The 13,667-nt window shown below is 70.6% G+C and carries 10 protein-coding genes; 9 read left to right on the top strand and 1 reads right to left on the bottom strand.

The window, feature by feature from the left end; genetic code table 11:
- Window positions 1-184 precede the first annotated feature (184 nt).
- The 4 genes from MFF58_RS18765 to MFF58_RS18780 are packed head-to-tail and all read left to right on the top strand — an operon-like array spanning window position 185 to window position 6,196.
- Window positions 185-1,897, top strand: a complete 1,713-nt coding sequence (locus MFF58_RS18765) for an IucA/IucC family protein (protein WP_373323359.1) — start codon at window positions 185-187, stop codon at window positions 1,895-1,897.
- Window positions 1,894-2,988 (top strand): GNAT family N-acetyltransferase, encoded by a 1,095-nt coding sequence (locus tag MFF58_RS18770; protein WP_238290338.1) that lies wholly within the window; start codon window positions 1,894-1,896, stop codon window positions 2,986-2,988. The genes MFF58_RS18765 and MFF58_RS18770 overlap by 4 nt, the downstream gene beginning before the upstream one ends.
- The gene (locus MFF58_RS18775) at window positions 2,985-4,838 is read left to right on the top strand and encodes an IucA/IucC family protein (protein WP_238290339.1); all 1,854 of its coding nucleotides are present in this window, start codon (window positions 2,985-2,987) and stop codon (window positions 4,836-4,838) included. Before MFF58_RS18770 ends, MFF58_RS18775 begins: the two co-directional genes overlap by 4 nt.
- Window positions 4,835-6,196, top strand: coding sequence for a lysine N(6)-hydroxylase/L-ornithine N(5)-oxygenase family protein (locus MFF58_RS18780; RefSeq protein WP_238290341.1), 1,362 nt, complete (start codon window positions 4,835-4,837; stop codon window positions 6,194-6,196). The genes MFF58_RS18775 and MFF58_RS18780 overlap by 4 nt, the downstream gene beginning before the upstream one ends.
- A gap of 620 nt (window positions 6,197-6,816) precedes the next feature.
- On the opposite strand, the gene MFF58_RS18785 is transcribed toward MFF58_RS18780, so the two are convergent.
- Window positions 6,817-7,095 (bottom strand): hypothetical protein, encoded by a 279-nt coding sequence (locus MFF58_RS18785; protein WP_238290342.1) that lies wholly within the window; start codon window positions 7,093-7,095, stop codon window positions 6,817-6,819.
- Window positions 7,096-7,297: 202 nt separating this feature from the next.
- Here MFF58_RS18785 and MFF58_RS18790 point away from each other — a divergent pair, with 202 nt between their 5' ends.
- From MFF58_RS18790 to MFF58_RS18810, 5 genes are all read left to right on the top strand, one after another.
- Window positions 7,298-8,383, top strand: a complete 1,086-nt coding sequence (locus MFF58_RS18790; RefSeq protein WP_238290343.1) for an efflux RND transporter periplasmic adaptor subunit — start codon at window positions 7,298-7,300, stop codon at window positions 8,381-8,383.
- Complete coding sequence (locus tag MFF58_RS18795) at window positions 8,380-11,487, top strand: efflux RND transporter permease subunit (RefSeq protein WP_238290344.1); 3,108 nt, start codon at window positions 8,380-8,382, stop codon at window positions 11,485-11,487. The genes MFF58_RS18790 and MFF58_RS18795 overlap by 4 nt, the downstream gene beginning before the upstream one ends.
- Before the next feature lie 245 nt (window positions 11,488-11,732).
- Window positions 11,733-12,275: a TetR family transcriptional regulator gene (locus MFF58_RS18800; RefSeq protein WP_238290345.1), complete on the top strand. Its 543-nt coding sequence runs from the start codon at window positions 11,733-11,735 to the stop codon at window positions 12,273-12,275.
- 116 nt (window positions 12,276-12,391) lie between these two features.
- Window positions 12,392-12,727, top strand: a complete 336-nt coding sequence (locus tag MFF58_RS18805) for a hypothetical protein (protein ID WP_238290346.1) — start codon at window positions 12,392-12,394, stop codon at window positions 12,725-12,727.
- A gap of 233 nt (window positions 12,728-12,960) precedes the next feature.
- Complete coding sequence (locus MFF58_RS18810) at window positions 12,961-13,509, top strand: PaaI family thioesterase (protein ID WP_238290347.1); 549 nt, start codon at window positions 12,961-12,963, stop codon at window positions 13,507-13,509.
- Window positions 13,510-13,667: the final 158 nt, after the last annotated feature.

The raw sequence follows: 13,667 nt of genomic DNA on the forward strand, positions 1-13,667 counted from the left end.
AATTATATAGTACACACACAGAGTTGCCAGGTTTGATCTTCTGATCTATCGACGGAACTCACGATTTGGGAGGGGCGTTGATGGTCGACGTGGGCACTGGCGTCGGTGACATTGCTCGCGAGATCTCGGCGCGCTGCTTCCTGAACAGCCTGCTGCGCGAATGGGCTGGCTGGTCGATCGCCCCGTGGCGGCGACGGACCCCGAGGCCGGCACTGGCGCGCGGAGGCTACGCATTCCGCTGCCGAGCCGTGGCTCCGTCGTGGAGATCGCGGTCGAGCACCTCTCCTCGGTTGGGCTGCACGTGTTCCGTCTCCCGTTTCGCGAGCATCGTGCCGACGCGCCTGCCCGGGTCCTGGCCTTCGCCGAGTTCGCCGCGGCGGTCGCCCACGAGCCGGACATCGTCGGCCCGGCCGCGGCGGGGGCCGCGCCGGCCTTCCTGAGCCGGGTGCTCCAGAGCCTCGCCGCCATCGAGGACGCGCTCACCCGCGCGCCGACGCCCAGCCTCTGCCTGCACGCCGATCCGAGCTTCCTGGAAGCCGAGCGCGCCCTTCGCTACGGCCACGCGGTGCACCCGACCCCCCGCAGCCGGGACGCGTTCACGCCCGAGGATGCGCGCGCCTTCGCGCCCGAATACGGCGCGGGGTTCCCGTTGCGCTGGTGGTCGGCCGCGCCCGGGGCGGTCCTGCAGGGCGCCTCGCGGGCCGAGACAGCCGCCGAGCTCAGCGCCGGCCTCGCCGCGGAGGATCCCGCCCTCGACCGGCAGATCCTCGCGGCGGCCGAAGGCCGTGTCCTCCTGCCGATGCATCCCTGGCAGGCAGCCCGGCTCGGCCTCGATCCCGCGATCGGGGCCCTGTTCCGTTCGGGGCAGCTGATCGATCACGGTCCCGGCGGCGGCCCGTGGTTTGCCACGACCTCGCTGCGCAGCCTCTACGCGCCGCACGCGCGCCTCATGCTGAAGCATTCGCTGAGCCTGAGGCTCACCAATTCGCTGCGCCTGATCAAGGAGATCGAGTGCGCGCGCGGCCTCGCGGTCGACACGCTGCTGCAGGGACCGATCGGGGCGGCGATCGCGGCGCGCTGGCCGCACTTCCACATCCTCGGCGAGCCCGGCTACCTCGCCCTGCGCGGCCTCGACGGTGCGGCGCTGCCGCAGACGATCGTCGCGCTGCGCGACAATCCCTTCCGCGGATCCAGTCCGCGACCGGCTGCCGTTCTCGCAGCCCTGTGCGAGATCTATCCGGACGGCCGGGGCAGTGCCCTCGCCGACACGATCCTGCGCCTCGGCGGGCGGGAGAACGGCGCGCGCGGCGTGCAGGGTACCGAGGCCGTGGCCCTGCGCTGGTTCGCCCGCTTCCTGGACGTCGCGGTCGGACCGCTCCTCGAGATGCAATGCGCGTTCGGCCTGCTGTTCGGCGCGCACCAGCAGAACCTCGTCATCGGCCTCGATGAAGGCTGGCCGGCGGAGGCCTACTTCCGCGACTGCCAGGGCACGGGATTCGTGCGCGAATGCCTGCCGACCCTGGCCGAGGCCGCGCCGGGGCTCGACCTCGGATCCGGCCACGTCTTCGCCGCGGCGGAGGCCGCCCGGATCATGACCTACTACCTCGTCGTCAACAGCGTCTTCGCGGTGATCGGCGCGATCGCCATCGCCGGATTGGCGCCCGAGGCCGTGCTCACCCGCCGCATGCGCCGCTTCGTCGAGGCGCTCGCCGGGACGGACCTGCGCGACAAGACCTGCCTGCGCGTCCTGCTCGATGCCCCGACGCTCGGGAGCAAGGGCAACTTCATGATCTGCTTCCGCAACATCAACGAGAACACGGACGTGACCGATCCCCTGTCGCACTACGTCGACCTGCCCAACCCCCTCGCCGCCGGTGGCGCGGAGGTCCGGCCGTGACCGTGCGCGCGCGCGCCGGCAGCTTCGTCGGAACCGCCCCCGACGGCTGGGCCGGCACGAGCCGGCACTGGCCGGTCGCCGGCGAGGCCCTGGTGGTGGAGAGCCTACCCCGCGACGCGCGGAGTGTCCGGCTCCGGGCGACGCGCTGCGATGCGACAATCGCCGAGGCGAAACTGCACATCCCGGCCGGCGCCGACGCGGCGATCCTCGACCTCCTGCACCCGGACGGCCGGCACCCGGGCGAAACCGCGACCGTGGCGGCCCTGGTCGAGGCCGCGTTGCAGCGCTGCCCTGACGTGCGACGCCTGCGCGTCGCCGGCCTCGGTGGCGCCCCGGCTCTGATCGCCCTCGCCGGCGAGATCCGCGCCGAACCGGGTGCGGCGCCCGACGCGCTGATCGAGCGCGCGCACTTTTACCAGCTCCCGCTGCTCTGGCTGACGGCGGGGTCCCAGGCCGTCTACCCGCCGATCCGGTCGCGCGTCGGGCCGCAGGACCGTCTGCCGCCGCTCCGGCCGCCGCAGCCGACCGGCACGCTGTACCGGCGCTGGCTGCCCCACCTCGGTACCACCCTGTCCTTCCGGGCCATCGACCGGCGGCGCGACCTCGCCGTGTTTCACGGCTGGATGAACCAGCCCCGGGTTTCCTACTACTGGGAGCTGGCCCAAGGCGCGGCGGAACTCGACCGCTACCTCGCCGCTCAGGAGGCCGATCCGCACCTGTTCGGGGTAATCGGCAGTTTCGACGACGTGCCGGTCGGCTATTTCGAGTTCTACTGGGCGAAGGAAGACCGGCTCGGCCCCTACTACGACGCCGAGGATTTCGACCGCGGCTGGCACGGGCTCATCGGCAACGCCGCCCATCTCGGCCGGCCGAAGACGTTGGCCTGGTTCCGGGCGGTGAGCCACTACCTGTTCCTGGACGAGCCCCGCACCCGGCGGATCATGGGCGAGCCGCGGGCCTCGCACCGCAAGATGCTGAGCTACTGCGCGGACGCGGCCTACGAGAAGCTCAAGGAGTTCGACTTCCCCCACAAGCGCGCCGCGCTCGTCTCTTGCGAGCGCGACCGCTTCTTCCGCGAGGTGCCCCTGTGAGGCTGGGGCCCCTGCCGGGTGGCCGCCCGGTGACCGCGCCGCTCTGGCTCGACCTGAACCGCGCGCTCATCGCCAAGACCATCGCCGAACTCGCCTTCGAGGAGGCGCTCGTGCCGGAGCCGATCGATCGCGCGGGCACGCAGTGGCTGCTGCGCCTCGACGGCGAGGTCGCCTACCGCTTCCGGGCCGCGCGCCGGATCTGGGGCAACCTGGCGATCGACCCTGCGAGCCTGACCCGCGTCGTCGGCGACGTGGCGGGCCCGGCCGGCGACGCGGCCGGCTTCCTCGTCGACGCGCGCCATGTGCTGGGGATCGCGCCCGCGACGCTCTGCACCTACATCGCGGAAATCGCGAGCACGCTGGCCGCCGATGCCCGCATCGCGGCGATCGGCCGGACCGTGACGGGACCGGCGCTCCTGGCCTTCAGCGACGGCATCCTGCAGGCCTATCTCGACGGCCACCCGAAGGCGCCGGCGAGCAAGGGCCGGATCGGCTGGGGGCTCTCCGACTTCGAGGCCTATGCGCCGGAATTCCAGCCGGACATCCGGCTGCACTGGGTCGCGGCCGATCGGTCCGCCTGCCGCCTCGACCTGGAACCCGGCCTCGACGAAGCCGATCTCCTCGCCGATTCCCTCGACGGGCCGGAGCGGACCCGCCTCGCGGCGACCTGCCGCGAGCGCGGCGTCGATCCGGAGCGGTTCCTGCTGCTGCCGGTCCATCCCTGGCAGTGGCAGAACCGGGTCGCGCTGCATTTCGCGGGCGAGATCGCGGCCGGGCGCCTCGTTCCGCTCGGGACCTTCGGGCGGGCCTACAGGCCGCAGCAATCGCTGAGCACCTTGGCGAGCGCGGATGCCGGCGGTCGCCTCGACGTGAAGCTCGCCTTGACGATCCTCAACACTTCCGCGTGGCGCGGCGTGCCGGGCAAGTACATGGCGATCGGGCCCGCCTTCTCGGCCTGGCTCGCCGAGAAGGCCGCGCACGATCCCGCGCTCGCGGGCACCGTGATCCTGCGGGAGCGGGCCGGCGCCTTCTACCCGCACCCGATCTACGAGCGGATCACCGACGCGCCCTACCAATACCGCGAGATGCTGGGCGTGATCTGGCGCGACGGCCTCGCCGGCCGGCTGGCACCCGGCACCTCCGCGATGATGATGGGCGCGCTCCTGAAGGCGGACGCGCAGGGCCGCCCCCTCGTCGGCCTCCTGATCGCGCGCTCGGGCCTCGCCGCCGAGGCATGGCTGGAGCGGCTGTTCGACCACGTGGCGGTGCCACTCTACCATTTCCTCTGCCGCTACGGCGTCGGCTTCATCGCCCACGGCCAGAACGTCACCCTGATCCTGCGGGACGGCGTGCCCTGCGGCGTGGCGCTCAAGGATTTCCAGGGCGATGCCGACCTCGTCGACGGGGATTTCCCGGAGAGCCACGACCTGCCGCCGGGCGTGCGGGAGACGCTCCTGCGCCGGCCCGCCGCCCATCTGCTCCAGCACCTCCAGACGGGCCATTTCGCCAGCCTGCTGCGCTTCGTCTCGGAGGCGCTCCTGCGCGACCTGGGCGTGCCGGAGATCGCCTTCTACGGCGCGCTGGTGCGGGTCCTGCGCCGCTACCAGGCGCGGCACCCCGAACTCGCCGACCGATTCCGCCTGTTCGAGCTGTTCGCCCCGACCGTGCCGCGGGTCTGCATCAACCGCGTCCGCCTCGCCCTCGGCTACGGCGATTCGGACCAGAGGCCGGTCCCGTGGCTCGGCAGCGACCTGATCAATCCCCTCCATCACGCAGAGGTCGCCGCGGCGGAGGCCATTCCAGGGACCGCCCCGCAGATGGGCCCACAGGCACGGTTTCAGGCATCATGACGGATCACCCGCTCGATCTGGCCGGCATCGGCGTCGGCCCCTTCAATCTCAGCCTCGCGGCGCAGCTCGACGCGGTCGAGGACATCGACGCGCGGTTCTTCGACCGTGCTCCGGCCTTCGACTGGCATCCCGGGATGATGCTCCCGGAGGCCGCGCTGCAGACCTCCGTCCTCAAGGATCTCGTCACGGCGGTGAACCCGACGAGCCCCTGGAGCTTCCTGGCCTACCTCTTGGCGCAGAAGCGCTTCTATGAATTCCTCAACGCCGACTTCGGGGCGGTGCCGCGGCAGGAATTCGCGCAGTATCTCGCCTGGGTCGCCGCCCGGCTCCCCAGCCTGCGCTTCGGCACGGCGATCCACGAGGTCCGGTTCGAGGCGGACAGGTTCCGTCTGCGCGGCGCGGGCGGTACGGCCTGCGCGCGCAACATCGCCCTCGGCGTCGGCCTGCAGCCGAACCTGCCTGCCTTCGCGGGCAAGCTCGACCCGCGCGATCACGCCCACAGCGCGCAGGCCACGACGATCCTCGCGCGCGTTGCGGGCCGGCGGGTCGCGGTGATCGGCGGCGGCCAGAGCGGCGCGGAGATCGTGCTGACCCTGCTCAACCGGGCTTTGGACAGGCCGGCCTCCGTGGACTGGATCAGCCGGCGCCCAAATTTCCAGCCGATCGACGCGACGCCGTTCACGAACGAGTTGTTCACGCCCGGATATGTCGAGCGCTTCCACGCCCTTCCGGAGGCGCGCCGCCACTCGACGGTGGTGCGCCAGAAGCTTGCCGGCGACGGAATCTCCACCTCGACGCTGCAGGCGATCTACCGGCGCCTCTACACGATGCGGCACCTCACCGGGACGTCCCCGACCGGCGAGCCGACCGCCGCGAGCCTGTCGCCGCACCGCGAGGTGCTGGACGTAGAGCGGGCGGCCGGGTGCTACCGCCTGCTGATGCGCAATGGCTTCGACGGGCGCATCGAAGGTTCGCACGCCGACATCGTCGTCCTGGCGACCGGCTACCGCTTCGCGCTGCCGCCCTGCCTCGACCCGCTGCGCGACCGCCTCGTCCTCGATGCCACCGGGCGCCCGCAGGTCGGCCCCGACTTCGCCGCAGCCTGGGACGGCCCGGCGCGGAATCGCCTCTTCGTGCTGAATGGCGGCCTGATCAGCCACGGCATCGCGGAACCGCAGCTCAGCCTCATGGCCTGGCGCAGCGCCGTCATCGTCAACGCCCTGGCGGGACGCGCCGTCTTCGAGGTCGACGCATCGCCATCGCCCTTGGCGTGGTCGAGCGCTCACTTCGCGCGTCACGTTCCTGAGGGCGAGGGACGCAGGGAGGCCGACGTCTCCCGGCGCGTCGGTCCGGCGTGAGTGCGCGGCCCCCGGGTCGGTGAGCCCCCGACGGGTCGGCCGATCGGCGGCATCGTTCCGCGCGTGGCCGATCATCCAGGGCCCGGCGCGCCGCTTCGGCAAGCCTGTCTCCGGCGCTGAAAGGCCGGGGCCCGAACCTCGGTCTCGGCCCTGCGGCCTTCGAGGACACCATCGGTTCGGGAGAGGGCGCGACGCTGCGCACCGAGCGTCGCGAGCGCCGGACCCCGCCGATTGCCCGACCGCCAGGTGCGCGAAAGCCAGGTTCGCCCCGATCCCGGTAGGACCGCGTCGGGCGATCGGGGGCGCCACGCCGATCCCGCCTTGCAGTGCCGCCCGGGGGGAGCGCGATGGCTTGCACGAGGCCCATGCGGCGCGCGTCCTCCGGCCCCCAACGGTCACCGGTCGGCACGTCGCGCATCGCGTGGCCTCACCCGGCCTCCCCGGGAAACCGCACCGCGGCACCGCCTCCCGCGAAGCGGCCGGCGTGTTCTCGTCAAGTGGGGAGCCGTGTCTCTGCGGACGCGACGCGGAGGTCGGCGACGAGGCGGCAGCTCAGGGCTCGTGTTCCAGGTGTCGCCCTCTACGATCGCCACGGGCGGCTTCCTCGAAGGGCGGCCCGGTTACAGCGGGTCGATCGCGCCGGGACCGGGCGCGCGTGCGTGTCCCGCCTCCAGACCCGCGGCGAAGGCATCGACCGCGCTGCCGCGGGAGACGGTCTCGCCGTGTCCGAACAGCACCGCAGCAGGCAGCGTCGGATCGGGGTCGGATCGGCGTCGAACCCGACATACGCCCGCGCGAACGCGCGGTACGCCTCCGGATCGATGCGGCGAGGTCAGTACCGAAGGTTGGTTCAACAGACAGGACACGACGACCATAGGTCGGGACACGGGCACCACCATGATCGGCCACTCCGTGCTGTTGCCTGCCGATGGCGGGCCCAATCCGGTCGCATGCTGACCCCTTCAGCCACCCTCGGACCGTTTTGCCCCGTCGCAACGAACCTGCGGGCTGAACGGACCGCCCGGCATTGACGCCGTCGCGCCGCCATAATAGATGATGGATATAATTTTTATTGCGGTTCGGACGACGAGGGGCAGGGCGATGGATGCGAGATGGGTGATCGGCCTCACCGGCTTGGCCCTGGCGGGATGCTCGCCCGCCGAGACCGCCGTCACGCCGGAACCGCCCCTGGTGCAGACCATAGCGGTCACGTCCGCCACGGGGGCGGTCGCGCGCTATACCGGCGTGATCCGGGCCCGCACCGAGAGCAACCTCGGCTTCCGCGTCGGCGGCAAGATCTTCGAGCGCCTCGTCGATCCGGGGGACCACGTGCGCATCGGCCAGCCGCTGATGCGCCTCGACCGGACCGACTTCACCCTCGCGCTCAACGCGGCCCGCGCCTCCGTCGAGGCGGCCCGGGCGCAGATGATCAAGGCCAAGGCCGACGATGAGCGCAGCCGCAGGCTCGTCGGCGACGGCTGGACCTCCAAGCAGACCTACGACCAGAACAAGGCCGCGGCCGACGCCGCCATCGCCCAGTTCGCCAATGCCGAGGCGCAGGCGAGCCAGATCGCCAACCAAGCGGGCTATTCCGAGCTTCAGGCCGATGCCGACGGCGTCGTGATGGAGGTGCCAAGCGAGCCCGGACAGGTCGTCGCCGCCGGCCAGACGGTGGTGAGACTCGCCCGTGACGGAGCCCGCGAGGCGGAGGTGTTCCTGCCCGAGGGGAGCCGGCAGCTCGCGACCGGCGGCGCGTCGGCGACCCTGTATGCCGAGGGCGAAAGGACCTATCCGGCCAAGCTTCGGGAGCTGTCGGCGACGGCAGACCCCGCCACCCGCACCTACCGGGCCCGCTACATCCTCTCCGGCGGCGGCGAGGCCGCGCCGCTCGGGGCGACGGTCACCCTCCGGTTGAAGCCAGCTCAGGCGCAGCCGACGGTATCGGTATCCGTGCCGCTCGGAGCCCTGTTCGACCAGGGCGGCGGCTCGGCCGTCTGGCGCTACGATGCCGACACGCAGACCGTCGCGGCGCAGCCCGTCGCCGTCGCGCGCCTGTCCGAAGAGAGCGCGGAGGTCGCCTCGGGCCTGAACCCCGGGGACCGGATCGTGGCGCTCGGCGCCCACCTGCTTAAGGGCGGTCAGAAGGTCCGGCAGGCCACCGCGAGCATGACGGAGGTCGGTCGATGAGCGCCACCGGCTTCAACCTCTCGGCCCTGGCGGTGCGCGAGCGCGCCGTCACGCTGTTCCTCCTGCTGGCGGTCACCGCCGCCGGCTTCTTCGCCTTCGAGAAGCTCGGGCGCGCGGAGGATCCGACCTTCACCGTCAAGACGATGGCGGTCACGGCCGCGTGGCCCGGCGCGACCACCGCCGAGATGCAGCGGCAGGTCGCCGACCCGCTGGAGAAGCGCCTGCAGGAACTCGTCTTCTACGACCGGGTCGAGACCACGGTCCGCCCCGGCCTGACGCTGATGAAGGTGTTCTTCAAGGACAGCATGCCGCCGGCGAAGCTCCAGTCGGAATTCTATCAGGCGCGCAAGAAGCTGTCCGATCAGGCCTCCGGCCTGCCGCGCGGCGTGATGGGACCGCTGTTCAACGACGAGTTCTCGGACGTCTACTTCGCGCTGTACGCGCTCCAGGCGCAGGGGCTGCCGCACCGGCACCTCGTGCTGCGCGCCGAGGACCTGCGCCAGCGGCTCCTGCGCGTGGCCGGCGTCGAGAAGATCAACATCCTCGGCGAGCAGGCTCAGAAGATCTTCGTCGAGGTCTCCTACCAGCGGTTGGCGACCCTCGGCATCACCGGCCAGCAGCTCCTGGCCGCTCTGGCCAACCAGAACGACGTGACGCCGGCCGGCTTCGTCGAGGCCGACGGCCCGCGCGTGTACCTGCGCCTCGACGGCGCCATCGACGGGCTCGACGCGATCCGCAACCTTCCGGTGGCGGCGGGCGATCGCAGCCTCAAGCTCGGTGACATCGCCGAGGTGAAGCGCGGCTATGAGGACCCTAAGACCTTCGCGATCCGCAACGACGGTGAGCCGGCCCTGATGCTGGGCCTCGTCATGAAGCCGGGCTTCAACGGCCTCAGCCTGGGCGAGGCGCTCAATGCCGAGGAAGTCGCGATCCATCACGAGCTTCCGACCGGGGTGACCTTCACCAAGATCACCGACCAAGCGAAGGTCATCGACGACGCCATCCACGAGTTCATGGTGAAGTTCTTCACCGCGCTCTCGGTGGTGATCTTCGTCAGCCTCGTGGCGCTCGGCTTCCGGGTCGGCATCGTGGTGGCGCTCGCCGTCCCGCTGACCCTGTCGGCCGTCTTCGTCGTGATGATGGTCACCGGGCGCGACTTCGACCGCATCACGCTCGGCGCCCTGATCATCTCGCTCGGCCTCCTCGTGGACGACGCCATCATCGCCATCGAGATGATGGTGGTGCGCATGGAGGAGGGCTACGACCGGATCGAGGCCGCGACCTACGCATGGCGCTCGACCGCCGCGCCGATGCTGACCGGCACCCTCGTCACCATCGCGGGCTTCCTGCCGGTCGGCTTCGCCGCCTCCACGGCGGGCGAGTATGCCGGCAACATCTTCTGGGTGGTGGCGTTCTCGCTGATCGTCTCGTGGATCGTGGCCGTGACCTTCACGCCCTATCTCGGCGTCAAGCTCCTGCCCGACATCAAGAAGGTCGAGGGCGGCCACGAGGCGATCTACGCCACGCGAAACTACGAGCGCCTGCGCCGCGTGGTGCGGAGGTCGGTCGACCACAAGTGGACGGCCGCCGGCATCACCGTGGCGCTGTTCGCGGTCGCGGTGGTCGGTATGGGCAAGGTCGAGAAGCAGTTCTTCCCCAATTCGGAGCGATCCGAGCTCATCGTCGAGGTGACGCTGCCAGCCGGTTCTGCGTTCGCCACCACCGAGGCCAGCGTCAGGACGGTCGAGGCGGCCGTGCGCGCGCTGCCGGAGGCGCGCGAGATCACGAGCTACATCGGGCAGGGCATGCCGCGCTTCGTGCTCTCCTTCGACCCCGAACTGCCCGATCCCGCCTTCGCGCAGATCGTCGTCCAGACGGCGGACGCCCAGGCCCGCGACGTCCTGCGCGGCAAGGTGCGCGAGCTCGTCGACGAGGGCCGCTTCCCCGAGGCCCGCGTGCGGGTGTTGCAGATCGTGTTCGGGCCGCCGGTGCGCTTCCCCGTGGCCTTCCGCGTGGTCGGACCCGACCTCGACGTCATCCGCCGCATCGCCGCCGAGGTTCGGGACGTCATGATGGCCAACCCCAACATGCGTCTCGTCCACCTCGACTGGGGCGCCAAGACGCCGAGCCTGCACCTCGCCCTCGATCAGGAGCGGTTGCGCCTGATCGGCCTGACCCCGAAGGAGGCCGGCCAGCAATTGCAGACCTACCTCAACGGGACGCCCGCGACCCAGGTCCGCGAGAACCTGCGCTCGGTGGATGTGCTCCTGCGCAGCCCCGGCCCCGAGCGCCGCTCGCTCGGCGACATCGGCGATCTGACGCTCGCCACCAGGGACGGGCGGCAGGTGCCGCTCTCCCAGGTCGCGCATCTGGACAGCCGCAACGAGGATGCGGTGCTCAAGCGCTACAACCGCGAGAGCTACATCCGCGTGCAGGGCGACGTTCTCGACGGCAAGCAGCCGCCGGACATCCACGCGCAGATCTTCCCGCTCCTCGACGCGATCAAGGCGAAGCTGCCGCCGGGCTACCGCATCGACACGGCCGGCTCGGTCGAGGAGAGCGAGAAGGCGATGAACGCGCTGGTGACGGTCTTCCCGCTGATGCTGATCGTTACGCTGACGGTCATCATGCTGCAGGTGCGCTCGTTCACGACGATGTTCATGGTGTTCGCCACCGCGCCGCTCGGCCTCGTCGGCGCCGTCCCGACGCTGCTGCTCTTCCACCAGCCCTTCGGCTTCAACGCGATCCTCGGCCTGATCGCGCTGTCCGGCATCCTGATGCGCAACACCCTGATCCTCGTGGATCAGATCCACCACGACCGCGCGGCGGGGCTGTCGGATTACGAGGCCATCGTCGAGTCGACGGTACGCCGGGCCCGCCCGGTGATCCTGACGGCGGCGGCCGCGATGCTCGCCTTCATCCCGCTGACCCACTCGGTGTTCTGGGGCGCCTTGGCCTACGTGCTGATCGGCGGCGTCGGGGTCGGCACCGTGCTGACGCTGCTGTTCCTGCCGGCCCTCTACGCCCTGTGGTTCCGGGTGGCGCGGGAGCCGCGTGGCGCGGCAGCCGCCCCCGCGGCCGCGCCCGCGCCGGCCGGTCCTTGAACCGGGATCAGCCCGCACGACGCTCGTCCTCCGGGGCGTCCCGAGATCGTGCGTTCAGATCCTGAAGGTGCGGTGCGTCGACCGGCCTGCGCTTCGCCCCCTCGCGCAGTCCGGTCGATCGCTCGCGAACGGATCGTCGGTCGTCTTGCGCCATCCGCCGCGTCGCGGACGCGGATCGATCGCCGTCCCTTCAATAAATGACTCATCGCATCTATGTGGGTGGTGGAACGGCGCGAGGTCGCAGGATGCCAAGGGTCTCACAGGAACAAGCCAAGCTGAACCGCCAGCGGGTCGTCGAGGCCGCCTCGGCCCTGTTCCGGGAGCGCGGCCTCCACGGCATCGGCGTCGTGGACATCATGGCTGCCGCCGGCCTCACCCATGGCGGCTTCTACGGCCAGTTCGCCAACAAGGATGCCCTCGCCGCGGAAGCCTTCGATGCGGCGATCAGCGCCGAGTATTACGCGAACCTGGATGCCTTCATCGAGAACTACCTGTCCCTCGGGCACGTACGGACGCCGGGGCGGGGCTGCCCCGTCGCCGCCCTGGTGAACGATGTCGGGCGGGAGCCTCCGGGAAGCGCCGTGCGGGCGCGCTTCACCCAAGGGGTCAAGGGTCTCGCCGGCCTCATCGCCGACCGGTTGCCCAAGGCTTCGAAGGAGCGTCGCAGGCAGCGGGCCCTGATCGCCCTGTCGACCATGGTCGGAGCGGTGGTGCTGGCGCGGGGCGTCGACGACGAGGCGCTGGCCGACGAGCTGCTTCAGGCGGCGCGCTCGCACATTGCGGGCTGAGACGGTCCGAAACTGCGCTTTCCGGTGCCGGTCTCTCGGTCTCGGCACGAACGGCATCGAGGCCCGTCCGGCGTTCTAAAAGATGTATCTCGTAATTTATAAGCCTGCGGGCCTCCATGGGCGCAGAGCTGTTCCGTGTCGACGTCAAGGATGGGGCAGCCGGTCGGGTCACCAAGCTTGGAACCACCGGCCCGCTGGAGTTCCCGGACGCATTGCGAGCCTTCGAGGGCGGATTTCGGACGGTGGAGGGCCGTGGAGCCCTGAGCCGCGTCACGGTCAGCGGTGACGTTGCCAAGATCGAGCCCCTCCGACATGTCGCCGGTCCCACGGGCGACACGGTCCTCGGTGACAAAATCCGGGTCGCGGAGGATCCGTTGGGGCTCATGTCCAGACCGGCCGATGGCGGACGAGACGCTCCGAGCTTTCATCTGCGGTCGCCGGACGCCGAATAGCGCGTCGCCCGGCTCCCCCCGACCCATCAAGAGTTGCGGCACGGCAGCCATGGTTCAGGAAGGCCCCCACGCGGGGCACGACCCGTCCCGAGCTTTGGATCACGCGTCTTTTAGATTGTCATACACATCTATTTAGATTATTGCCGACATCAATCGACGACCATCCGGGTCGACGTTTGCGATCGATCCCGGATGAGTGCCCGCAGCGATTGGCAATCCCCCGGAGGTCCTCGATGGCTGACGACGGTGTTTCGGGCACGCACGCGCCGTCACGACGGAGGGTCGTCGCGTGGGCCGATCCCCGGTCCATCGCCGTGCCGGGTCAAAGCCTCGCGGGACTCGACTTCCTGCGCTCGCTCATAGCTGGAGAAATCCCGTCTCCGCCCGTGATCCAGCTGCTCGGGATCGAGTTCCTGTCGGTCGAGCCGGGTACGGCGACGATGCGCATGCCGGCCGCGGAGCACCTCTTCAACCCGCTGGGCTGCGTCCATGGCGGGTCCCTTGCCACGCTCCTCGACAGCGTCATGGGCTGTGCCGTGCACGCCACCTTGCCGGTGGGACGCGCGTACACGACGCTCGAGTTCCAATTGAATTTCCTGCGGGCGGCCACCGAAAGGTCCGGCCTTCTGACGGCTGTCGGGCAAGTCGTTCACGCCGGTCGGCAGCAAGCCGTGGCCGAAGGCCGGATCACCGACGAGTCCGGACGCCTCGTCGCGACCGCGAGCACGACCTGCCTCCTGTTCGATCGGCCCGGGGCCCGGACGCCGCCTACCGTCGACTGATGGCGCAGGTCCTTACCGCCCAAGCGCCGCTGATTTGGCCGGGCGCTTCAGTCCGGCCGCGTCGTCCGGCCTCAGTCTCCGCGTCCTGCGTCATGGACGAGACGCGCCTGAGGCGCGGAGGGGGGGCGGCGGCCTTCAACCGCTGCCGTGGCGTCGTC

The sequence above is a fragment of the Methylobacterium longum genome (assembly GCF_022179385.1).
GTDB lineage: Bacteria > Pseudomonadota > Alphaproteobacteria > Rhizobiales > Beijerinckiaceae > Methylobacterium > Methylobacterium longum.

Coding starts and splice junctions, on each gene's coding strand:
- MFF58_RS18780 (WP_238290341.1), top strand. CDS start 4,835: ATGACGGATCACCCGCTCGATCTGGCCGGCATCGGCGTCGGCCCCTTC.
- MFF58_RS18785 (WP_238290342.1), bottom strand. CDS start 7,095: ATGGTGGTGCCCGTGTCCCGACCTATGGTCGTCGTGTCCTGTCTGTTG.
- MFF58_RS18790 (WP_238290343.1), top strand. CDS start 7,298: ATGGATGCGAGATGGGTGATCGGCCTCACCGGCTTGGCCCTGGCGGGA.
- MFF58_RS18795 (WP_238290344.1), top strand. CDS start 8,380: ATGAGCGCCACCGGCTTCAACCTCTCGGCCCTGGCGGTGCGCGAGCGC.
- MFF58_RS18800 (WP_238290345.1), top strand. CDS start 11,733: ATGCCAAGGGTCTCACAGGAACAAGCCAAGCTGAACCGCCAGCGGGTC.
- MFF58_RS18805 (WP_238290346.1), top strand. CDS start 12,392: ATGGGCGCAGAGCTGTTCCGTGTCGACGTCAAGGATGGGGCAGCCGGT.
- MFF58_RS18810 (WP_238290347.1), top strand. CDS start 12,961: ATGGCTGACGACGGTGTTTCGGGCACGCACGCGCCGTCACGACGGAGG.